Annotated in this window: 21 protein-coding genes and 2 tRNA genes; 16 read left to right on the forward strand and 7 right to left on the reverse strand. The window is 66.3% G+C overall.

Features of this window, described 5'->3' with window-relative positions; translation table 11 throughout:
- Nucleotides 1-38: 38 nt before the first annotated feature.
- From BST47_RS09675 to BST47_RS09690, 4 genes are all read left to right on the forward strand, one after another.
- Complete coding sequence (locus BST47_RS09675; protein WP_083125313.1) at nt 39-1112, forward strand: carotenoid 1,2-hydratase family protein; 1074 nt, start codon at nt 39-41, stop codon at nt 1110-1112.
- Nucleotides 1113-1153: 41 nt separating this feature from the next.
- Nucleotides 1154-2410 carry a deoxyguanosinetriphosphate triphosphohydrolase gene (locus BST47_RS09680; protein ID WP_083125314.1) on the forward strand — a complete coding sequence of 419 codons (1257 nt, stop codon included), beginning with the start codon at nt 1154-1156 and terminating at the stop codon, nt 2408-2410.
- A gap of 40 nt (nt 2411-2450) precedes the next feature.
- Nucleotides 2451-4385 (forward strand): DNA primase, encoded by a 1935-nt coding sequence (gene dnaG / locus BST47_RS09685; RefSeq protein WP_083125315.1) that lies wholly within the window; start codon nt 2451-2453, stop codon nt 4383-4385.
- A 66-nt stretch (nt 4386-4451) separates the two neighbouring features.
- On the forward strand, nt 4452-4766 hold the full coding sequence (locus BST47_RS09690; RefSeq protein ID WP_083125525.1) for a DUF7155 family protein: 315 nt from the start codon (nt 4452-4454) through the stop codon (nt 4764-4766).
- On the opposite strand, the gene BST47_RS09695 is transcribed toward BST47_RS09690, so the two are convergent.
- On the reverse strand, nt 4767-5021 hold the full coding sequence (locus tag BST47_RS09695; RefSeq protein ID WP_083125316.1) for a hypothetical protein: 255 nt from the start codon (nt 5019-5021) through the stop codon (nt 4767-4769).
- A gap of 151 nt (nt 5022-5172) precedes the next feature.
- Between BST47_RS09695 and BST47_RS09700 the strand changes: the two genes are divergently transcribed.
- Both BST47_RS09700 and BST47_RS09705 read left to right on the forward strand, forming a co-directional pair.
- Nucleotides 5173-5245: transfer RNA gene (locus BST47_RS09700), tRNA-Asn, on the forward strand.
- 85 nt (nt 5246-5330) lie between these two features.
- Entirely contained in the window at nt 5331-5504 is a 174-nt protein-coding gene (locus BST47_RS09705) for a thiazole synthase (protein WP_083125317.1), read from the forward strand.
- A 59-nt stretch (nt 5505-5563) separates the two neighbouring features.
- Here the strand turns inward: BST47_RS09705 and BST47_RS09710 are convergent, their stop codons facing one another.
- Both BST47_RS09710 and BST47_RS09715 read right to left on the reverse strand, forming a co-directional pair.
- Nucleotides 5564-6403, reverse strand: a complete 840-nt coding sequence (locus BST47_RS09710) for a hypothetical protein (RefSeq protein WP_083125318.1) — start codon at nt 6401-6403, stop codon at nt 5564-5566.
- 131 nt (nt 6404-6534) lie between these two features.
- Complete coding sequence (locus BST47_RS09715) at nt 6535-8457, reverse strand: acyl-CoA dehydrogenase family protein (protein ID WP_083125319.1); 1923 nt, start codon at nt 8455-8457, stop codon at nt 6535-6537.
- Nucleotides 8458-8558: 101 nt separating this feature from the next.
- On the opposite strand from BST47_RS09715, the gene BST47_RS09720 reads away from it, so the two are divergent.
- The gene (locus tag BST47_RS09720) at nt 8559-9272 is read left to right on the forward strand and encodes a VIT1/CCC1 transporter family protein (RefSeq protein ID WP_083125320.1); all 714 of its coding nucleotides are present in this window, start codon (nt 8559-8561) and stop codon (nt 9270-9272) included.
- A complete protein-coding gene (locus tag BST47_RS09725) occupies nt 9272-10381 on the forward strand; it encodes an esterase-like activity of phytase family protein (protein ID WP_083125321.1) in 1110 nt (369 codons plus the stop codon). Before BST47_RS09720 ends, BST47_RS09725 begins: the two co-directional genes overlap by 1 nt.
- A gap of 4 nt (nt 10382-10385) precedes the next feature.
- Here BST47_RS09725 and BST47_RS09730 read toward each other — a convergent pair whose 3' ends face one another.
- Together BST47_RS09730 and BST47_RS09735 are read right to left on the reverse strand one after the other, a co-directional pair.
- The gene (locus BST47_RS09730) at nt 10386-11591 is read right to left on the reverse strand and encodes an MFS transporter (protein ID WP_083125322.1); all 1206 of its coding nucleotides are present in this window, start codon (nt 11589-11591) and stop codon (nt 10386-10388) included.
- 74 nt (nt 11592-11665) lie between these two features.
- On the reverse strand, nt 11666-12103 hold the full coding sequence (locus BST47_RS09735) for a MarR family winged helix-turn-helix transcriptional regulator (RefSeq protein ID WP_083125323.1): 438 nt from the start codon (nt 12101-12103) through the stop codon (nt 11666-11668).
- Nucleotides 12104-12212: 109 nt separating this feature from the next.
- Here BST47_RS09735 and BST47_RS09740 point away from each other — a divergent pair, with 109 nt between their 5' ends.
- From BST47_RS09740 to BST47_RS09765, 6 genes are all read left to right on the forward strand, one after another.
- Complete coding sequence (locus tag BST47_RS09740) at nt 12213-14261, forward strand: ABC transporter ATP-binding protein (protein ID WP_083125324.1); 2049 nt, start codon at nt 12213-12215, stop codon at nt 14259-14261.
- The gene (locus BST47_RS09745) at nt 14258-15106 is read left to right on the forward strand and encodes a CbiQ family ECF transporter T component (RefSeq protein WP_083125325.1); all 849 of its coding nucleotides are present in this window, start codon (nt 14258-14260) and stop codon (nt 15104-15106) included. The genes BST47_RS09740 and BST47_RS09745 overlap by 4 nt, the downstream gene beginning before the upstream one ends.
- Nucleotides 15107-15131: 25 nt before the next feature.
- Nucleotides 15132-16649 carry a TldD/PmbA family protein gene (locus tag BST47_RS09750; protein WP_083125326.1) on the forward strand — a complete coding sequence of 506 codons (1518 nt, stop codon included), beginning with the start codon at nt 15132-15134 and terminating at the stop codon, nt 16647-16649.
- Nucleotides 16650-16652: 3 nt separating this feature from the next.
- Entirely contained in the window at nt 16653-18029 is a 1377-nt protein-coding gene (locus BST47_RS09755) for a TldD/PmbA family protein (protein WP_083125327.1), read from the forward strand.
- Nucleotides 18030-18036: 7 nt separating this feature from the next.
- The gene (locus BST47_RS09760) at nt 18037-18882 is read left to right on the forward strand and encodes a carboxymuconolactone decarboxylase family protein (RefSeq protein WP_083125328.1); all 846 of its coding nucleotides are present in this window, start codon (nt 18037-18039) and stop codon (nt 18880-18882) included.
- 30 nt (nt 18883-18912) lie between these two features.
- Nucleotides 18913-18989 (forward strand) — tRNA-Ile (locus BST47_RS09765).
- A gap of 261 nt (nt 18990-19250) precedes the next feature.
- Here the strand turns inward: BST47_RS09765 and BST47_RS09770 are convergent.
- A complete protein-coding gene (locus tag BST47_RS09770) occupies nt 19251-20153 on the reverse strand; it encodes a hypothetical protein (protein ID WP_165799765.1) in 903 nt (300 codons plus the stop codon).
- Between the two features lie 399 nt (nt 20154-20552).
- On the opposite strand from BST47_RS09770, the gene BST47_RS09775 reads away from it, so the two are divergent.
- On the forward strand, nt 20553-21173 hold the full coding sequence (locus tag BST47_RS09775; protein ID WP_083125330.1) for an ABM domain-containing protein: 621 nt from the start codon (nt 20553-20555) through the stop codon (nt 21171-21173).
- An 82-nt stretch (nt 21174-21255) separates the two neighbouring features.
- Nucleotides 21256-21765, forward strand: coding sequence for a hypothetical protein (locus BST47_RS09780; protein ID WP_083125331.1), 510 nt, complete (start codon nt 21256-21258; stop codon nt 21763-21765).
- Here BST47_RS09780 and BST47_RS09785 read toward each other — a convergent pair.
- Nucleotides 21713-21928: a hypothetical protein gene (locus tag BST47_RS09785; RefSeq protein WP_083125332.1), complete on the reverse strand. Its 216-nt coding sequence runs from the start codon at nt 21926-21928 to the stop codon at nt 21713-21715. The genes BST47_RS09780 and BST47_RS09785 overlap by 53 nt on opposite strands.
- Nucleotides 21929-22087 lie beyond the last annotated feature (159 nt).

Genomic DNA, 22087 nt, shown 5'->3' on the forward strand with positions numbered 1-22087 from the left:
CGTCAGCGTCATGAATTCCCGAGAAATGGAGTACTGAGATGACCGCACTGATCGGCACGCTCCCACGCCACTACGACCGGCTCGGCCTCAAGCGCGGGATGATCCAGGAATGGGAGGACGGCCTACGGACCGCGGCGGCCGACGGCACTTTCGAATGGTGGTACTTCGACGCACATCTGGACGACGGGTCGACGATCACCGTGGAGTTCCACACCAAGCCCCCGTACGTCTCGCCGAAGGCCCCGCTGACGCCGTTCGTTCTGCTGACCATCACCGACTCCGCCGGCGTCCGGGTCGACCGGACCCACCTCGCGGAACCGTCGCGGTTTGCGGCATCGGAGTCCCACTGCGACGTCGTCATAGGGCCCAACACCTTCCGCCGCGATGCACACGGATATACGATCCACGTCGAAATCGACGATGTGGTAGCCGATTTCACGTTGCGCGCCGAGGTGCCGCCATGGCGGCCGGAGACCGGGCACGCCTTCTTCGGCGAAAAGGAGGAGCACTACATCGCGTGGCTGCCTGTGGTTGCCCGGGGTGCCGTGGAGGCGGTAATCATGATGGGCGGCCGTGCGCAACAGCGATTCGGCACCGGCTACCACGACCACAACTGGGGCAACATTGCCCCGCGCAAGGTGCTCGACCACTGGTACTGGGGCCGCGCCCGCGTCGGCGATTACACCGTGGTCACGCTCAACTTCGTGAGCCATGACAAGTACGACAACGTTCGACTTCCCGCGGTCATGGTCGCCAAAGACGGCGAGATCCTGGCCTCGGCCGTCGGCGCGGACCGGGTGACCTTCAGCGGCACTGACGTCGTGGAGCACGCCGAAACGGCTGTGCCCGTGGCGAGACGCCTCGAATACGGAGTGCGAGATGGCGATGCCGCATTCCGGGTGACGTTCGAGCACCGCCGCGACGCGTTCACGCTCGACCTGGGAGAGCCGGGGGCTTACCTGCGCTTCACCGGTGATGTCACCGTCGAGCACCGCTGCGGAGGCGAGGTGGCCACGGCCACGGCCCAAAGCCTTTGGGAACTGCTTTACTTCGGTGCCCGCGCCGCGCGAGACACGCCCGCTGCGCAGTCGCTCATCGGGCACCAAGCCTGACGCACACGCCATTGTGAGCGGTACTGGCAGACTGTGCGGCGGTGGCAGCGAATCAGGATCCCTACGACGAGTTCGACCGCGCGCGACTGGTGGTCGAACCGCCGAAAGCTGCCGCCTTGCCGGGCACCGACACCGAGCACCGCACCGATTTCGCGCGCGACCGCGCCCGGGTGCTGCATTGCGCCGCGCTGCGCAGGCTGGCCGACAAGACCCAGGTGGTGGGGCCGCGCCAAGGGGAGACTCCGCGCACCCGGTTGACGCACTCGTTGGAGGTCGCGCAGATCGGCCGCGGTATGGCCATCGGTCTGGGCTGCGACCCCGACCTCGTCGACATGGCCGGGCTGGCCCACGACATCGGCCATCCCCCGTACGGTCACAACGGCGAACGCGCCCTCGACGAGATCGCCGCGGAGTGCGGCGGCTTCGAGGCGAACGCGCAGAACTTCCGTATCCTGACCCGGCTGGAGCCCAAAGTCCTTGGCCCGCAGTGGCACAGCGCCGGATTGAACCTCACCCGCGCGGGGCTGGATGCGGTGACGAAGTATCCGTGGCGCCGCGGCGGTCAGCGGCGCAAGTTCGGGTTCTACGAGGACGACGCGGCCGCCGCGGACTGGCTGCGGTCGGGTGCGCCGGAGGAAAAGCCATGCCTGGAGGCGCAGGTCATGGACTGGGCCGACGACGTGGCCTACTCGGTGCACGACGTCGAGGACGGTGTCGTCTCGGGCCGGATCGACATGCGGGTGCTGGCCGACGACGACGCGGCCACCGTGCTGGGGCGCCTCGGCGAATCGAGCGGGATGGGGGCCGGACTGCGCTCCGACGATCTGGTGGCCGCCGCAGGCCGGCTGTCGAATCTGCCCGTTGTCGCGGCCGTCGGCAAGTACGACGGCACATTGGCCGCGTCGGTCGCGCTCAAGCGACTGACCAGTGAACTGGTCGGACGATTCGCGTCCGCGGCCATCGCGGCGACCAGGGAGGTGGCCGGAACGGGGCCGCTGGTGCGGTACCAGGCCGAGCTTCGGGTCCCGGGGCTGGTCAGGGCCGAGGTGGCGGTGCTCAAGATCTTGGCGCTGCAGTTCATCATGTCCGATCCGCGGCACCTCGAACTCCAGGCACAACAGCGCGAACGCGTGCACCGCGTCGTGGAGTGGACGCTGTCCGGCGCACCCGCCACGCTCGATCCGATCTTCGTCCCGGCGTACAACGCCGCCGAGTCCGACGGCGCCCGGATGAGGGTCGTCATCGACCAGGTCGCTTCATTCACAGAGGGGCGATTGGAGCGTTTGGAACCGGCCTAAGCGTGATCGCACGCGACGCCGCGCGCTCTAGACTGGCCCGGTGGCCGGCCGCATCCCCGATCGAGACATCGCGGCCATCCGTGAACGCGTACGCATCGAGGAGGTCGTCGGCGACTACGTGCAGTTGCGCCGGGCGGGTGCGGACTCGCTGAAGGGCCTCTGCCCGTTCCACGACGAGAAGTCTCCGTCGTTTCATGTGCGGCCCAATCACGGGCACTTCCACTGCTTCGGCTGCGGCGAGGGCGGCGACGTCTACGCCTTCGTCCAGAAGATCGAGCACGTCAGCTTCGTCGAGGCCGTCGAACTGCTGGCCGACCGCGTGGGCTACACCGTCACCTACACCGGCGGCTCGACGACCAACGTGCAGCGCGACCGCGGCAGCCGCAGCCGGCTGCTGGCGGCCAACGCCGCCGCCCAGGAGTTCTACGCCGAGGCGCTGAAATCCGACGAGGCCGCACCGGCGCGCGAGTACCTGATCGAGCGCAACTTCGACGCCGACGCCGCGGCGAGGTTCGGCTGCGGTTTCGCCCCGTCGGGGTGGGAGACGCTGACAAAACACTTGATGCGCAAGGGTTTTGAGTTCAAGGAGCTGGAGGCTGCGGGCCTGTCTCGCGAGGGCCGACGCGGCCCGATGGATCGCTTCCACCGTCGCCTGCTGTGGCCGATCCGCGCGAGCGGTGGGGAAGTGATCGGCTTCGGTGCGCGGCGCATCTTCGACGACGACCAGATGGAAGCGAAGTACGTCAACACCCCGGAGACCGTGCTGTACAAGAAGTCGTCGGTGTTGTTCGGCCTCGATCTGGCCAAACGCGACATCGCCAAGGGACACCAGGCGGTCGTGGTCGAGGGCTACACCGACGTGATGGCGATGCACCTGGCCGGGGTGACGACGGCCGTCGCCTCCTGTGGCACCGCCTTCGGTGACGAGCACTTGGCGATGCTGCGGCGACTCATGATGGATGACAACTTCTTTCGCGGTGAGCTGATCTACGTGTTCGACGGTGACGCCGCAGGACGCGCTGCGGCGGTCAAGGCGTTCGAGGGTGAACAGAATCTCGCCGGGCAGTCGTTCGTCGCGGTGGCCGCAGAGGAGAAATTGGCCGGGATGGATCCGTGTGACATCCGGCTCCATTTCGGCGACGGGGCGTTGCGGGATCTGGTGGCGCGACGCACGCCGCTGTTCGAGTTCGCCATTCGCACCGCACTTGCCGACCATGACCTCGACAGCGCCGAAGGCCGGGTGAACGCCTTGCGGCAATGCGTCCCGATGGTCGCAGGCATCAAGGACAGCATGCTGCGCGACGAGTACGCGCGCCGCGTGGCGGGCTGGGTCGGCTGGGCCGACGTCGCGCAGGTGATCGGCAGGGTGCGCGAGGAAGCGCAGAAGCGCGGTATGCCGGAGCGCGGTGGTCGGCGCCGCGCGTCTGCGGCAGAACACGGCGCACCACAGGCGCGTCCTGCTGCGCCAAAGGCGGAGCGCCCTGATCCGGCCGATCCCACGCTGTGGCCGCAGCGGGAGGCGCTCAAGTCGGCGTTGCAACACCCGGCGCTGGCCGGTCCGGTGTTCGACTCACTGACCGTCGAGAGTTTCACCCACCCCGGCTATGCCGCGGTCCGGAAGGCGATCGACGCCGCAGGGGGTGTGGCCGCGGGGCAGTCCGGCGGCCAGTGGATAGATGCGGTGCGCGGACATGCGGGGTCCGAGGCCGCCGCGGGCCTGGTCAACGAGCTCGGCGTGGAAGCCATCAACGTCGACGACGACGAGAAGATGCGGCGCTACATCGCCGGGGTAATGGCGAGGCTGCAGGAAGTGTGGGTCGGACGGCAGATCGCCGAGGTCAAATCCAAGCTGCAGCGCATGTCCCCGGTTGAGCAGGGCGACGAGTATCACGCTCTGTTCGGGGACCTGGTCGCCATGGAGGCCTATCGCCGCAGCCTGCTCGAACAGGCCAGCGGCGACGACCTCACTGCGTGACACCGCGTAACGCGATAGGGTAGGCGCGCGATCAACCGTCGGGGAACGGTGAAGAAAGGGTCATTCGTGACATCGACCAAGAACCAGGCACGTCGGCTCATTGCCGTAGGCGCGTTTGCGGTCGCCGCCGTCGCGGCGCCCTTCGCAGCATCCACGCTGACGAGCGATGCGACGGAGACTGTGGCACTGCCTCCCGGCTGTCTGGCGTGGTTCGGTAACGCGGAAGACGGCAAGTGCCTGGGTTACTCCAACGGCAACGGAGTGAACATCGGTACCCCGGAATTCGGGTTCGAAGGCGGCAACGGATCGAACGGCGGCGCGGGCTTCTCCACGGGCCCCCTGATCCCGGGCCGCACCATCACCGAGCCGTACGCGCCTTAACTAGCGCTGCCGGCCCTTCGGCACGGCCTCCGGTCCGATCACGGTCGTTCCGTGGTCGATCTCTGTCAACGTCACCAACTGTGGGTCCGGTGACACCCGGTCCGCGATCTTGCGACGTCCCGCGTCGATCACCGCTTTGGCGGCCGGGCTCTCGGTGACCGCCCTGTATGTCCCGGCGATCTGTTCATACCGGCGTCGGCCCGCCTTCGTACCCAACACGTAGCCGACAGCCAATACGGCGACATACCGGATCACAAGACCCCTCCCGGACGAAAGTGCTTTTCCACGTCCATCCTGCCTCACATCCCTGGGTGCGCGTGGGGCGGAGGCGCATTGGCGATGCGAGTGGGAGGTGCGCTAGAGTCATGCCTCGGCCCGCGCTGATGAACACGTCGCGGGTGAGCCGTCCCCTGTAGCTCAACTGGCAGAGCATTCGGCTGTTAACCGAAGGGTTGCTGGTTCGAGTCCAGCCGGGGGAGCAAGATCTATCGAACGAATGGTGCCGTCGGGGTATCGCCCATTTTTCCAAGAACTCTCCAAGGCGCGCGTCCGAACCTTTAGCGCATGTTGATACGACGCACCTCACCCTGGATCCTCGGAACGGCGATGGCCGCAGCCATCGCGCATTTCGCATACGCCACGCAGATCGCCCAGGCTTTTGTTGACGCCTTCGAACCCGACCTCGACGCATGGGAGCACATCCCGGTGGGTCATGCCACCGTGGAGCTGGCCAGTTGATTACCTACGCGTACTGAGGCCTCGCGCCGCGAAGCCCCAGTACACGCGATGCAGTTGACTTACCAGCAGGCTTGACGACGATCGGCCTGGAACAGGTTGTCAGCGACGCAGGGTCCGGCATTGGCGGACACCAGCTCGCGAATCTGGTTGTACAGATCGACGGTCGCAGTGGTGGCCAATCGCGCCGCGAGATCGAAGTTATTGATCGGCGGGTTGCTGCCCGGGACCTGGATCATGCCGCGCGGGCTGTTCCAGGCGTCCTTGTTCAACGTGGAGTGGCACTCGACGACACCCGGCGGCGGTCCGCCGGGAGGGCAGCCACCCAGCAGGTCGTCGTGGTCGGCCAAGACGTCGAAGTAGCCGGTGTGCAGGCCCGGCGGGAAGGCCGCGGGGTCGCAGGTGGGCATCAGCGGGGGTGGCATCCGGTCCGGCTGGTTGATCGCGATGTTGTCTTCGACCCAATTGGAGTGGGAGTAGAAGTCCTGCACCGCGTGCGCCAGCCCGCCGAACGCGGCGCGGGCGCCTGGACCGTCGACCAGGTCACTGCCACCGAGGCCCGCGGGCCGGGCACCGGCCAGGATGACCGGGGTGAAGAAATTCCACGCCTCCTGCGTCATGTTGCAGATCTCGACGGGATTGTTGGCGCCGTCGATGTGGCGAAACTCGTCGGCGAAGAACGCGTCGCTACCGACCGCACCGGCGCCCGGCGGCGGGCCGACCAGAATTTGGGCGATCGCAGTCTGATCAACCCCGAGGGGCTGTAGCGCATCGCGGGTGACGCGCTCGTGGTTCTGGATCTGGAAGGCCTGGGCCGGCGGCGCGAGGGCACCGACGACCGCGGTTGCGGCGGCCACCACAGCAACCGAAAGACCAAACCTGGACGGGCGGAACGAGAACATCAATTACCTCCCTGGTGCCTGGCAGGTCCGCTCGGACCAGCGATGCTGAATTCTGTCAGCGTCTGCCAAGCAGCATCTCAGAATTCGCCGGATTTGTGACGCGCAGCACCAACAGGTGGGGCGGATGTTGCCTATGAGTCGATGATGTTCTCCGGATGCAGCATCTCGGCGTAGCGAAGCTGCTCCGGTATGCCAAAGCCGTCGACCAATAACTCCGCGTAGGGCCGCAGGTTGCGGCACCGCTCGTTGACGCCGCGAGTGACCCCTTTGGCGCGCTCGGTCGACAGGAAGCGGTGTTCCATGAACCAGGCCCTGTCCTCTTCGATCACCGACAGCGCGTACAGGTCGCACACCATGTTCAGGATTTCGCGCGCCTCGTCGTCCTCGCACGAGTCGACACCCGCCACAAACGCCTCGAGGATGATGCGGTCGATGTGCGCCCGCGCGGCGTGCAACACGTGGTCCTGCACCGAGTTGAACGCGTCGAAGGCGCTCATCTCCTTGGACTTGCCCTGCAGGCGTCGGGCCACCGTCGCGAGGATGTACTCCTCGCGGTCCTCGAACATCTTGACCTGTGTCCCGCGGTTGAACAGGCTGCCCTCTTCTTCGTTGTCCTGCCGGGTGTCGAGGATGGTCTGCATGATCGTTTCGGCCGCAGTGCGTTTGAGCACCCGCTCGCCGGCGAAGTTGGCCGCGAACCGCACCCATTCGACCGGGCTCATACCCTTGATGTCGTCGGCGTAGGCGGTCAGCAGTTCTTTGGCGACGAGCTGGGTCAGCACGTGGTTGTCACCCTCGAAGGTGGTGAACACGTCGGTGTCGGCCTTCAGCGCGATCAGCCGGTTCTCAGCTAGATAACCTGCGCCGCCGCAGGCTTCACGTGCCTCCTGGATCGCGCGCGTGGCGTGCCAGGTGTTGGCGGCCTTCAATCCCGCCGCCCGCGACTCGAGCTCGCGCTGTTCCTCTGCGTCGGGGTCGTCAGCCGTCTGCAGCTCGTGACACTTGGCGACGAGCTCGTTCTGTGCGAACTGAAGTGCATAGGACTTCGCGATCAACGGGAACAGCCGGCGCTGATGCACCAGGTAGTCCATGATCAACACCTCGCTGTCCGCGCCGGGTGCCTCGAACTGCCTGCGTTCCAACGCATATCGGGTCGCGATGTCCAGTGCGACGCGTGCGGCCGCACCCGCACTCCCACCGACGGTGACGCGACCGCGGATCAGTGTGCCGAGCATCGTGAAGAACCGCCGGCCGGGGTTTTCGATCGGCGAAGAATACGTCCCGTCCTCGGCGACATCGGCGTACTTGTTGAGCAGGTTCTCGCGCGGGATGCGGACGTGGTCGAACTGGATGCGTCCGTTGTCCACACCGGGCAGGCCGCCCTTGTAATGGCAGTCACTGGTCGTCACGCCGGGCAGATCGTTGCCCTGGTCGTCACGGATCGGCACCACGAAGCAGTGCACCCCGTGCCCCTCGCCGTCGGGAGTGATCAGCTGTGCGAAAACCGCAGCGACACGGGCCGTTTCGGCGGCGCCGCCGATGTAGTCCTTGCGCGACGTGCGCGTGGGGGAGTCGATCACGAACTCTTGCGTGGCGGGATCGTAGGTCGCGGTGGTCTCCAGGGCCTGCACGTCGCTGCCGTGACCGGTCTCGGTCATCGCGAAGCAACCCAGGAGATCCAGGTCGATGATCCGCTGTACGTACGCCTCGTGGTGACGTTCGGTGCCGAGATTCTCGACGGCACCGCCGAAGAGACCCCACTGCACCCCGGCCTTGACCATCAGCGACAGGTCGGACATGGCGAGCATCTCGATCTGGGTCACCGCCGCGCCGACATCGCCGTTGCCGCCGTGCTCCTTCTTGAACCCGTCTTCTGCCGCGCCCTGTGCGGCCATGATCTTCAATTGCTCACCCACCTTCGTGCGGGCGATGACGGTGTTCGGTGTGTAGTGCGGTTTGAAGACCTCGCTGGAGAGTTCCTCGCGCATCTGGTTCTTCACATCCCGCCAGCGGCCGTCGAGGGCGTTGCGTAGATGTTCCGCAGTGGTGGTCATAACTCGACCGTAGCCTTTTGAAGGCCCGTCGAAACTGTGATGTGGAAAACCTAGGCAAACCTTGCTAGACCAGCCGAAACCGGTGGCGTTAAATCGACCTCATGTCCGCACCGACCGGCGTTCCGCACATGTCATCACACCGGCACGCCGATGTGACCGGGGGCTGGCTGCGCGCGGCGACGTTCGGGGCGATGGACGGCCTTGTCAGCAACACCGCCCTCATCGCGGGTGTCGCCGCAGCGGCCAGCGCGCACACCGTCGTGATCAGCGGCGTGGCCGGGCTGTTGGCAGGCGCGTTCTCGATGGCGCTGGGCGAGTACACCTCGGTGGCGACGGCCAACGAGCAGATCGAGTCCGAGGTCCTCGTCGAGCGACGGGCGTTTGAAAAGCACCCGCAGGCCGAAAAGGCCGAGTTGGTGGCGATGCTGATGGGCATGGGGATGACCCGCGATACCGCGAGCAAGGCTGCCGAGGAGGTCCACCGCGACGAGAACGTCGCCCTGAACTTCCATCTCGTGCAGGAACTCGGCGTCGATCCGCGCGAGAAGCCGTCGCCGTGGGTGGCCGCCGGCTCGTCGTTCGTGATGTTCGCGATCGGTGCGATCATTCCGCTGATCCCGTACCTGCTCGGAGTCGAATCGTTGTGGCCGGGGCTCCTGTGTGGCGGTCTCGGGCTGCTCGTCGCGGGCGGACTCGCGGCCAGCTTCACCAAGAGGCCGCTGTGGTTTGGATCGTTGCGGCAACTCGCATTCGGCGCTGTCGCGATCGCCGCCACCTACGCCGTGGGAAGCCTCGTCGGTACAGTCATCGCGTGATGCGACTGCGGTGCAGCCTGTTGGCCGCCGCCTTGTCACTTTCCGCCTGCAGTACCGCATCTGTGTCGTCGACCGGCTTGGAGTACCTCGGGCAGATCAACTTCCCGACCAGCTACGTCTTCGATGACACGACGGTCGGGGGACTCTCGGCGATTACCTACGACCCCGGCCGCCAGGTGTATTACATCATCAGCGACGACCGCTCGGCGAAGAACCCGGCAAGGTTCTACACCGTCGGAATCACATTGAGCGACAACAGATTGACTGGTATCGAGTGGCTCGATACCACCTCGTTGCTGGACCGGTCCGGCGCACCATTTCCGCCGCTGTCGCCCGACGCCACGCCTCCGGTGATCCCGCCCGACCCCGAGGGCATCGCGTTCGACGAGCGCCGCCAACAGCTGTACTGGTCCAGCGAGGGCGAGCGGATCGTCAAGGATCCGAACCGGCCGCTGCTGTTGGATCCTTGGGTCCGTGTTGCAGGACTCGACGGCGCGTTCCGCAGCCAGTTCGCACTGCCTCCCGGGCTATCGATGTCCAAGCAAGAGATGGGACCCCGGAGGAACGCGGGCCTCGAAGGTCTCACGTTGACGCCGAGTGGCAACTTCCTCGTCGCGGGAATGGAAGACCCGGGTTTCAACGACGGCGTCCCGCCGAGCGCCGACGCCGGTGCCCTCACCCGTGTCACCCGATTCGACGCGTCGACGGGCGCCGCCACCGCGCAGTACGCCTACCCGCTGGACCCGATCACCGCGCCGAACGGCGACGCGAACGGGCTCTCGGATCTCGTTGCGCTCGACGACGACAACTTCCTGGTGATCGAACGCTCGCACGGCACCCACAACGTCGCGCGCATCTATCGGGCCAGCACCTCCGGCGCCGACAACATCCTGGACAGGCCCTCACTCGTGGATGCGCCGCCGACCGCGATGACCAAGAGTCTGGTGGCCGATCTGTCGACGATTCCCCAGGTGCAGAATTTGGACAATGTCGAGGGAATCACGTTGGGTCCCAAGCTGTCGGACGGCAAGCAGGTCCTCGTGCTCGTCGCCGACGACAATTTCTCGGACGACCAGATGACGCAGTTCTACGCGTTCGCGATGGAGTGAAGGGTCAGGTGTCGCTGCCGACGGTGATCGCGGTCGCCTCGCTGACCTCGTCGAGTTCCTCCTCGGCGTCGATACCCGTCAGATGGGATCGGCTGATCGCCAGGACACCCGCTGCCAGCAGCACCGCCGCCGCGCCGACCCAGTACGGGGCGTGGACGTTGACCCGTTCACCGAGCACGCCGGCGAGCCACGGCGCCAATGCGGCACCGGAGAACCGCACGAAGCTGTAAGCCGCTGAGGCGACGCCTCTTTCGACCGGCGCAGCCTTCATCACGGTCTCGGTGATCAACGTGTTGTTGATACCGATGAACAATCCCGCCACCACCACACACGTCGCCAGCACGGTCTTGTTCTCGGTGGCGACGGCCATCGCCGCGAGAGTCGCGGTCATGGCCAAGAGATTCACGAGCAGCGTCGGCACGGTCCCGAAGCGGCGCTGCAGCCGCGGCGCGACGACCACCGACGTGAACGCCAGCGCCACACCCCAACCGAAGAAGATCAGACCGATCTCGTGGGCGCTCATGTCGAGCGGAAACGGTGTGAAGGCCAGCAGCGTGAAGAAGCCGAAGTTGTACAGCAGCGCGGTGATTGCGACGCCGAGCAGTCCGCGGTGGCGCAGCGCACGGAACGGGTCGGCCAACGTCGTCGCACGTTCGGCGGGGGGTGTCGACGGCAGCAGGACTGCCGTGACGACGACGGCAAACGCCATCAACGCCGACACCCCGAAGAACGGTCCGCGCCACGACATCGACCCGAGCACCCCGCCGACCAGCGGGCCGACCGCGATGCCGACCCCCAGCGCCGCCTCGTACAGGATGACCGCCTGCGCCACGGAGCCGCGCGCGGAGTTGACGATCGTCGCCAACGCCGTCGCGATGAACAGCGCGTTACCAAGGCCCCAAAGTGCCCGCCAGCCGACGATTTCGGTCACGGTTTCCGACATGCCGGAAAGGCCGGCGCCCGCGATGATCACCACGAGTCCAAGCAGCAGAGTGCGTTTGGGGCCGATGCGGCTCGCCACGACGCCGGTGATGAGCATCGCGACGCCCATCACGGCCATATAGCTGGTGAACAACAACGACACCTGCGACGGCGACGCGTTCAGGTTGTCGGCGATCGGCTTGAGAATCGGGTCGACCAGACCGATACCCATGAACGCGACCACGGACGCGAAGGCAACGGCCCAAACAGCTTTGGGTTGACGCCACATATGGGCGAATGCTCCTTTTCGTATCGAGGTGTACTTGGTTGCGCTCAGCGCGACTCAGCACACCGAAATCACCACTATTTGGCGGCGGTGGGGGAGGCCGCGTCCGCAAGCAATCCGCGCAACACACGGACTGCCTCGCTGAGCGCCTGCCGATCCGACGCGTCCAGGCGCTCCAGGTACGGCTCGATGGCGGCCTCGCGGTCCACGCGCACCTGCCTCAACGTCTCGACTCCCTTGGACGTGATCTGGACCAGCACGGCCCGCGCATCGTCGGGGTCGACGGTTCGTGACACATAACCCGCGTCTTCAAGCCTGCGCACCTGGGTCGTCATCGTCGGCTGCGAGCAGTGATCCAGCACCGCGAGATCCGATATCCGGGTCGGCCCCTGGTCTTCGATCGTCGACAGCAGCCGCGCCTGAGCGAAGGGCAGGGGTAGTCGGGCGCGCTGCGTGGCCAGTCGGTTGATCCGGGCGACCACATGCAGCAGGTCGGCGCCGAGGGTCTGAGTCATGACTAGACTATTACATAGTCTTGCTATGCAGTTCAAACGGACGGCAGACCGATTGCTGGTCGCAGCAAGGCAACGACCGTTCTTAGAAACCGCCTGGCAGAATCGTGCAATGGCCGTGATCGGGGATTCGGGCGTGAGTCGCCGCTCCGGCGCGCTGAGCCCGGGTGAACTGGCTCAGGCGTCGGTGATCGCGGCGCTGTCCGCGGCGACCGCGATCATCGCCGTGGTCGTGCCATTCGCTGCCGGCCTGTCGTTGCTCGGCACCGTCCCGATGGGCCTGCTGGCCTACCGTTATCGACTGCGCGTACTACTCACCGCGACCGTGGCGGGTGCGATAATCGCGTTCCTGATCGCCGGCATGGGCGGATTCATGACCGTCGTCAACTGCGCCTACATCGGAGGACTCGCCGGCGTTGTCAAGCGCCGCGGCCGCGGGACGATAACCGTCTTTCTCTGTTCACTGGTCGCTGGCGCGATCTCCGGCGTGGTGGTGGTGACGGCGCTCACAATTCTGGTACGGCTGCGCCACCTGATCTTCGAATCGGTCACTGCCAACATCGACGGATTGGCCGCGATCATCGCGCGCATCCCCGAAATGGAGGGTTTGGCCGAGCAGCTCAAGCGCGATTTCGCCACCGCGCTGGACTACTGGCCGCTGCTGTTCTTCGCATCGTCGGTGTGGTCGGTCGTCTTCGTCACGCTCATCGGGTGGTGGGCGCTGTCGCGGGTGATGTCGCGACTGGTCGCCATTCCCGACGTGCACAAGCTCGAATCCTCGACCGATACCGGAACCATCGCTCCCGTGCCGACGCAATTGCATGACGTCCGCTTCCGTTATCCGAACGCCGACCACGACGCGCTCGGTCCGGTTTCGCTGAACGTCGAGCCCGGTGAGCACCTCGCGATCACCGGCGCGAACGGTTCGGGCAAGACGACGTTGATGCTGCTGCTGGCCGGCCGCGAACCGACGTCGGGCACCATCGACCGGCCCGGCGGGGTCGGGCTCGGCCGGCTCGGCGGTACGGCGGTGATCATGCAGCACCCCGAAAGTCAGGTGCTCGGTACCCGGGTCGCCGACGACGTGGTGTGGGGCCTGCCGCCGGGGACGACTACGGACATCCCCAAGCTGCTCGGCGAGGTCGGGCTGGACGGGCTCGCCGAGCGCGATACGGGCGGTCTGTCGGGCGGTGAGCTGCAGCGACTCGCGGTCGCGGGGGCGCTGGCTCGGGAACCGTCGCTGCTGATCGCCGACGAGGTGACCAGCATGGTCGACCAGGAGGGTCGGGGCGCGCTGATGTCGGTGCTGTCCGGGCTGACGAAGCACCACGACATGTCGCTGGTGCACATCACCCACTACAACGATGAGGCGGATGCCGCCGATCGCGCCGTCAATCTGACCGGCAACGGTGGCGCCGCGGACAACACCGACATGGTGGAAACCGCGTCCGCGCCGGCGGCCACCGTCACCGGCCACCACCACGCCGACAAGCCGGTGCTCGAACTCCGTGGGGTCAATCACGAATACGGCAGCGGAACGCCGTGGGCCGCAATGGCGCTGCGCGACATCACCTTCACCGTCAACGAGGGCGACGGATTGCTTATCCACGGACTCAACGGATCCGGGAAGTCGACGTTGGCATGGATCATGGCGGGGCTCACCGTCCCGACCGGCGGCCGTTGCCTGCTCGACGGTGCGCCGGTGTCCGATCAGGTTGGCGCCGTTGCTATCTCGTTCCAAGCGGCCCGCCTGCAGCTGATGCGCGGCCGGGTGGATCTCGAGATCGCATCCGCGGCCGGGTTCTCGCCGCGTGACCGCAAGCGGGTGAGCGAGGCGCTGGCCACCGTCGGCCTGGACAAGGCGCTGGCGAAGCGGCGCATCGACCAACTGAGCGGCGGTCAGATGCGCCGCGTGGTGCTGGCCGGGCTGCTGGCGCGCCAGCCCCGTGCACTCATCCTCGACGAGCCGCTCGCCGGGCTGGATGCGGCGAGTCAGCGTGGGCTGCTGCGGCTCCTGGGTGACCTTCGACGCAATTTCGGGCTGACCATCGTCATCATCTCCCACGACTTCTCGGGTCTCGAGGACGTGTGCCCACGCACTCTGCATCTGCACAACGGGGTGCTGGCGGCGACACCGACGGTGGCGGGAGACAGATCGTGACCGCACCGACCGAGAACAAGCGGCAACGCAGGCCGGTGGTGCTGCTGCGCCCCGTACCGGGTAACAGCGCCATCCATCGGCTGTGGGCCGGAACGAAACTGCTCATGGTGGCGGCCATCGGAATCCTGATGACCTTCTATCCGGGGTGGGTTCCTATCGCCGCGGTCGCCGTGCTGGTGCTCCTCGCCGCGCGGATCGCGCGGATACCCCGCGGCGTGCTTCCGTCCATCCCGGGCTGGCTCTGGATTCTGTTGTTCTTCGGCGGTCTCACTGCGACTTTCGCCGGTGGCAGCCCCGTGATCGATGTCGGTTCGGTCGAGGTCGGGCTGGGCGGGCTGTTCAACTTCCTGCGGATCACGGCGCTGTCGATCGTTCTGCTCGGACTGGGCGCCATGGTGTCGTGGACGACCAATGTCGCCGAAATCGCCCCCGCCGTAGCCAAATTGGGCCGGCCGCTCAAGGCGCTGCGTATACCGGTCGATGAGTGGGCGGTGGCGTTGGCGTTGGCGCTGCGCGCATTTCCGATGCTGATCGACGAGTTCCGCGTCCTCTATGCGGCGCGCAGGCTGCGACCCAAAGAGCGGGCGGCCACCAGGCGAGGGCGCTTCCGTGCCGCGATGCTCGAGCTCGTCGACCTGCTCGCGGCGGCAGTCACCGTCGCACTGCGACGGGCTGACGAGATGGGCGACGCGATCACCGCCCGCGGCGGCGTCGGGCAGATCTCGGCGTCGCCGTCGGGTCCGAAGGCGATCGACTGGTGGGCGTTCCTGATCGTCGGTCTGGTGTGCGCGACGGCGCTCACGCTGGAGTTGACGATTCTGGGCACCAGCGCCGTCACGAGGTGAGACCGGCCGCTATTACGGTGGTGGCGTGACAGCGCAACGCCAAGTCGACTCCGACTTCCTCGAGCTGCCGCGCCATGAGCTGGCCGATGCGGCGTTATCAGCGGCGAAGGCCGCCGGAGCCAGCTACGCCGACCTGCGCATACACGCGATCACGACGGACCACATCCAGCTGCGCGACGGTGAGCTGGAGGCGGCCGTGGTCAACCGCGAGATCGGGCTGGCAGTGCGGGTGATCGTCGACGGCACGTGGGGCTTCGCCTCGCACGCCGAGCTGCATCCCGGTACGGCCGCCGAGACCGCGCGCAGGGCCGTCCACGTCGCGGCGACGCTGAAGCCGTTGAACGCCGAGCGCGTCGAACTGGCGCCCGAGCCGGTGTACTCGGATGTCAGCTGGGTGTCCGACTACCGCATCGACCCGTTCGCCGTCTCCACGGCGGACAAGATCGCGGTGCTCGGCGAGTACTCCGGCCGGCTGATGGCCGCCGACGGTGTGGATCACGTGTCGGCAGGGCTTCATGCCATGAAGGAGCAGACCTTCTACGCCGATACGTTCGGCTCGTCGATCACCCAGCAGCGGGTGCGGCTGATGCCGACGCTGGACGCCGTCACGGTGGACGCGGCGGCAGGGTCGTTCGAGACGATGCGCACACTGGTGCCGCCGATGGCGCGGGGCTGGGAGGTGGTCGCGGGCGATGACGTGTGGAACTGGACCGACGAGCTGGCGCAGCTACCGTCCCTGCTGGCCGAAAAGGCAAAAGCGCCCAGCGTTTCGGCGGGGCCGACGGATCTGGTGATCGACCCGACCAATCTGTGGCTGACGATCCACGAGTCCATCGGGCACGCCACCGAATACGACCGCGCGATCGGCTACGAGTCCGCGTACGCCGGCACGTCCTTCGCCACCCCAGACAAGCTGGGCACCATGCGCTACGGATCGCCGGTGATGAATGTCACCGCCGATCGCACCGTCGAATACGGTTTGGCCAGTGTCGGTTACGACGACGACGGGGTGGCCGCGCAGAGCTGGGATCTGGTGCGCGACGGCATCTTCGTCGGCTATCAACTGGATCGGGTGTTCGCGCCCCGGCTCGGCGTCGCGCGCTCGAACGGTTGCTCGTATGCCGACTCGCCGCATCACGTGCCCATTCAGCGGATGGCCAATGTGTCGCTGCAGCCCGGTACCGACGAGCTGAGCACCGACGATCTCATCGCCCGCGTGCAGGACGGCATCTACATCGTCGGTGACAAGTCGTGGTCGATCGACATGCAGCGCTACAACTTTCAGTTCACCGGGCAGCGATTCTTCCGGATTCGCGACGGCCGCCTCGACGGTCAGCTGCGCGACGTCGCGTACCAGGCGACGACGACGGACTTCTGGGGATCGATGGAAGCCGTCGGCGGGCCGTCGACGTGGCGCCTCGGCGGCGCATTCAACTGCGGCAAGGCACAGCCCGGCCAGGTGGCGGCGGTCAGTCACGGATGCCCGTCGGCGCTGTTTCGCGGGGTGAACGTCCTCAATACGCGCGACGAGTCGGGACGGTAGTCGGTGATCGGAGCACAGCAGGTGGTCGAGCGTGCGCTGGCCGAGGCCGGCCGACTGGGTAAGGCCGACGAGACGATCGTCTTGGTGACCGACCGCTCAGACGCCTCATTGCGGTGGGCGGGTAATTCGATGACCACCAACGGTGAATCGGTGAACCGCAGCACCGCGGTGATATCGATTGTGCGCCGAGGGAAGACGGCGCGGGTCGGGTCGGTGCGGTCCAGTGACGTGGACCCGTCGTCGATTGCCGGTCTGGTGGCAGCATCGCAGGAGGCGGCGCTCTCGGCGCTCGAGGCGCCAGATAGCGCGCCACCGTTGCCCGCAGGCGATGCATCCGATGATTGGGACGATCCGGTGGCGGGCACGAGCGTGGAGGCCTTCCTCGGCGTGGCGGGCAGCCTCGCGGCGCGGGGATTCAGTGGGGCGGATCAGCTGTACGGGTTCGCCCGGCACGAGGTCGAGACGATGTTCCTGGCCACCTCGACCGGGCTGCGGCGACGTCATACCCAGCCGACTGGCTCGGTGGAGATCAACGGCAAGCGTGACGACGCCAGCGCGTGGGTGGGCTTCAGCACCCCCGACTTCGATGATGTGCCAACGGATTCGATGCTCGAACGGCTGTCCACGCGGCTGAGCTGGGCGCACCGCAGCGTCGAACTGCCGGCCGGGCGGTACGAGACGATAATGCCGCCGTCGACGGTGGCGGACCTGATGATCTACCTGTGGTGGACGATGGACGGCCGCGGCGCCGAGGAGGGCCGGACGGCACTGTCGGCTCCCGGTGGTGGGACGCGGGTGGGGGAGAGGCTCACCGATCTTCCGCTGACGCTGTACTCCGATCCGTTCGCCGACGGGCTGGCGTGCACGCCGTTCGTCACCGCGTCGGCGTCGTCGGAGCGCGCGTCGGTGTTCGACAACGGGATGGACATCGGGCGCGTGGACTGGATCCGCGACGGCACGATCAGCACGCTGGCGTATCCGCGAGCGTCGGCCGCGGAGTTCGGCGCGCCGGTCGCGGTGCCGGCGGACAACCTGCTGATGACCGGCGGCACCGCCAGCCTGGCGGACATGATCGCGAGCACCGAGCGTGGCCTGCTGCTGACGACGCTGTGGTACATCCGCGAGGTCGACCCGGCTGTGCTGCTGCTGACGGGCCTGACCCGCGACGGTGTGTACCTCGTGGAAGACGGTGAGGTGACGGCCGCCGTCAACAATTTCCGGTTCAACGAGAGCCCGCTGGACCTGCTGCGGCGGGCCACCGAGGCCGGCGCCACGGACCGTACGCTGCCCAGGGAATGGGGCGATTGGGTGACGCGGGTGACGATGCCGTCGCTGCGGATCCCCGACTTCCACATGTCCTCGGTGAGCCAGGCGCAATAATTCTTGGGTGAGTGACGGGAATCTGGCCGAGCGGATCGGCGGTCTGGTGGCGATGTCGTCGGGGGAAGGGCGTCTCGACACCCTGATGCGGCTGACGTGCGGCAGGGCGTTGGGTTTGCATCCGCTGCCGATGGAGGTCGATCTGGTCGACGGGGCGGCCGAGCACGAGCCGATTGTGTGCGCGTTCACCGAGCAGTTCGCCGTCGACGTGACGGGCATCGGTGACAACCAGCGCAAGCAGCTGGCGGCGGCCCTGGGCGACAACGTGTTTCGAACCGTGGTGATGATCTTCGTCGCCGATTTCGTCCCGAGGGTGTGGGCGGCGTTCGAGGCGCTGGGGCTGCGCAGACACGGCAACGGCGGCACCGTCGAGTGGGACCACGAGTCCGATCCGACCGACGCGCTGCTCAACGGGTTCCTGCCCGCGGTGGCACGGCTGCGGGGGCTGGATCCGGTGACGACGGAGGTCGTGCGGCTGCGGGGTGCGACGCAGCACAACTGCCGACTGTGCAAGTCGCGCCGGGAGACCAACGCGCTGGGCGCCGGCGGATCCGAGGATCTCTACAGCGACATCGAGCAGTATGAATCGTCGGAGAAGTTGACCGATGCGCACAAGGCGGCGTTGCAGTTCGTCGACGCCATGATCTGGTCACCGTCGCAGATCAGCCCTGACCTCGCCGCGGAGGTTCGCCGGCACTTCTCGGAGGATCAGGCGTTCGAATTGACACTGGACATCATGCGCAACGCCGCCAACAAGATCATGGTGTCGCTGGGGGTAGATGCCCCGCTCGTGACGGACGGCACCGAACTGTTCTCCGTCGATGCCGACGGGCAGACGGTCTCTGCGGTTTAGCGCATGCGAATATAGGTGCCGCGTTAGCTGGGGGCGGTAGCTCAGTTGGTTAGAGCCGTGGACTCATAATCCATTGGTCGCGGGTTCGAGCCCCGCCCGCCCCACCATGTGCGTGTATGACGTCGGCTGATGTTTGACGTTTCTATGTCGGTTGATGGCTGACAGTGTTTCGGCTGATGCTTTACACCTACTTCGGTTGATCCTTGACACTCCCAAGATCGACGGGAGCCGAGCGCACCAAGCCACTGAATTATCCTGCAGCGCAATTGAAACCGGAATCAGCGATCTTCGCAGAACTTGTGTACTGCGAACGACGAATCCATTGCTCGTACGTCGAGTCGAGCCGCCCCACCATAACCATGTAATGATCAATTCAACCCGGGAAAGCGTTTGTTGGCTTCTGCGTCAAGCCGTAGTTGCGATGCACGGGTACGCGCCTCGGCGGCTCGGGCACGGGCCTCGGCGGCTTCTGACGCCGCCCACACTTCGGCGGCACGGGCTTCGGCTTCGGCAGCCTCGGCTTGCCTTCTCGCCTCGGCGGCCCGGGCCTCGGTCTCGGCGGCTTCTGTTTGCGCCTGCAAATAGGATTCCACTTCGGCGGCGCGCGCTTTGGCTTCGGCGGCCTCGGCTTGTGCCCAGGCCTCGACGGCGCGGGCTTTAGCTTCAGCGGCGGCTGCTTGCTTTCTCGCCTCCGCAGCGCGGGCCTTGGCTTCGGCGGCTTCGGCTTGTGCCCAGACCTCGGCCGCGCGGGCGTTGGCTTCAGCGGCGGCTGCTTGCTTTCTCGCCTCCGCAGCGCGGGCCTCGGTTTCGGCGGCTTCTTTCCGCGCCTGCGAGTGAGCAACGGCCTCGGTGGCGCGGGCTTGGGCTTCGGCGGCTTCTGCTTGGGCATGAGCTTCGGCAACCAATGCTTCGGTCTCGGCAGCCAGGGCCTGGGCTTCGGTGGCCGTAGCCCGCGCGCGTGCCTCAGCCGCCAGCGCTTCGGCTTCGGCGGCCACCGCTTCGGCTTCGGCGGCGAGGGCTCGGGCTTGGGTGGCTTCGGCCCGTGTGCGCGTTTCCGTGGCTATGGCTTTGGCTTCGGCGGCTTCTGCCCGCGCACGCGCTGCCAACTCTCGATGCGCCAGATTCGGCTTGGTCTGCCATCGACGGTTGCCACGCGGCTTCGGACGGCGACCATCGACCCGCGTACGGCGCTTACGAGTTCGTCGCTTGTCCGCAACAAACTCAACGGCAACCAGAAGAACGGCCGCCAGAACCAGCAGCGGCATGAACATTGCTGGGTTCTTGACCATCCCGAAGAAGCCGACGATCGCCAGCGGGAACGCGATGATCGTCGCGAATGCTGGGTACCGCTCGGTGAGATCCGGCCTACCAGTGGCCGAACTGGCGGAAGACCCCACGATTGCATCCCTTCGCGGCGATGTTGGCCTCCCTATTGTGACGGAGGCCAAGGCGGCAGGATGGCAATACCCGCGTTTGTCTGCAGCAATGTCGGCGTCTGCGGGCGGCGCTTCGCCCCGCCCTCTCCCCGACGTAGCAGCGGCACAGAACTCGAAACCCTCGCGAGGCTATCTGGTCCGATTGCACCTTGCCGCATCCTGCCCAGCGGAGGACGATGAATCCCGACGGCAGCGCCGTCGAGACGCTGCCCCGTCATCACGAGGAGGCAGATTATGTACGCACGCACGACCACCCTTCAATCAAACACGGATTCCATCGACGCCGGCATCGCCAATGTCCGCGACAACGTGATGCCCGAGTTGCAGGGCATCGACGGCTATGTCGGTCTTTCCCTCTTGGTCGACCGGGCATCGGGCCGCTGCATCGCCACCACCGCCTGGGAGACCGAAGAGGCGATGCGCGCCAGCGACGGGGCGGTACGGGAAATTCGTCAACGCGCCGCGGAGGCTTTCGGCGGCGAACCGGACGTCGCCGAATGGGAAATCGCGGTCCTACACCGTGATCATCAGTCCCGCGAGGGTGCCTGCGTCCGTGCCACCTGGGTCAAGGTGGAGCCCGACCAGATCGAGCGGGGCATCGACATCTTCAAGATGGGTGTGTTGCCCGCACTGGACGAACACGAAGGTCTTTGCAGCGCAAGCCTGTTGGTCGACCGTGCGACGGGACGCGGAGTGTCTTCGGTGGCCTACGACAGCTCCGACGCGCTGCAGCACAATATGGCCAAGATCGAGGAACTGAGGTCCGCAAGCACCCGGGAAGCCTCTGCAGAGATCCTCGACGAGTGCAACTTCGAGTTGGCGATCGCCCACCTGCACGTTCCCGAGATGGCCTGACGACCGACTGCTGCATATCTCCCGTCGCTCGGGAAGGAGACCCGGCACAATGAAGGTGTACGTCTGAACCCAGGGAGCCGCCATGAGCGAGCAACTGTCCGACTTTTTCGGCGAGATCTTCCAGCGGTACTTCAGGCCCGCCATCGATGAATATCCGCGAAACGGCGGAGCACTCGTCGAAAGGTTATTCACGCTGACTGATGATGTCCCGGATCGATTGGTACAGAGCCGGCGCGCCGCAATGGCGTGGGGCACGGCCGAGACCGCGAACGCCAGGATCACCTCGGAACTCTTTGTGATCACCCAACATGGACTGATCTATGCCGCTGGGTTGAATGAGTCGCGACGGGCGCTGTATTACCTGGCCACGCCGCGCGTGTTGTTCGATCCGTTCGTCGATCAGGTCGACACGGCCGAACCGCGGGAGGGCGCGATAGTCGTGGTGGACAGCCGGTTCGGCCGCGACCTCGCATCCGCGCATCCCATGGACGCCGCGCTGCGCCGGATACTTGACGAGCACCTAGCGCTGCGGGTGGATCTCAGGCAGCAATCACCTGCGGCGTGGGCAGGTAGGACGCAGACCACGCGATGAAGTCGCCTCGGGGCTCGCGGGGAGCACCGATCCGCACGTTGGCAACGGCCTCTCCGGCCCGGCGGGCAAGGATGTGAATCTCGGCGGTGATGAAATTGTTGATGTGCACGGGATGCATGTTGACCGGCACCGCGACCTCGACGGACTTCCAGTAACCATTCATGACGATGTCCTCTCGCCTCGGTGAGCGGCGTTCGAATTACCGTGACGCCGCTGCTCGTACTTTTGGGTGGCTCTTCAATGCGGGAACCGTTACGAGCAGTGTTGTTCGGTGATCTTGGAGGTTTCTAAACGCGACGAAAGCGTCGACTAGTAGGCCGCG

Source organism: Mycolicibacterium tusciae (assembly GCF_002086795.1).
GTDB classification, from domain to species: domain Bacteria; phylum Actinomycetota; class Actinomycetes; order Mycobacteriales; family Mycobacteriaceae; genus Mycobacterium; species Mycobacterium tusciae.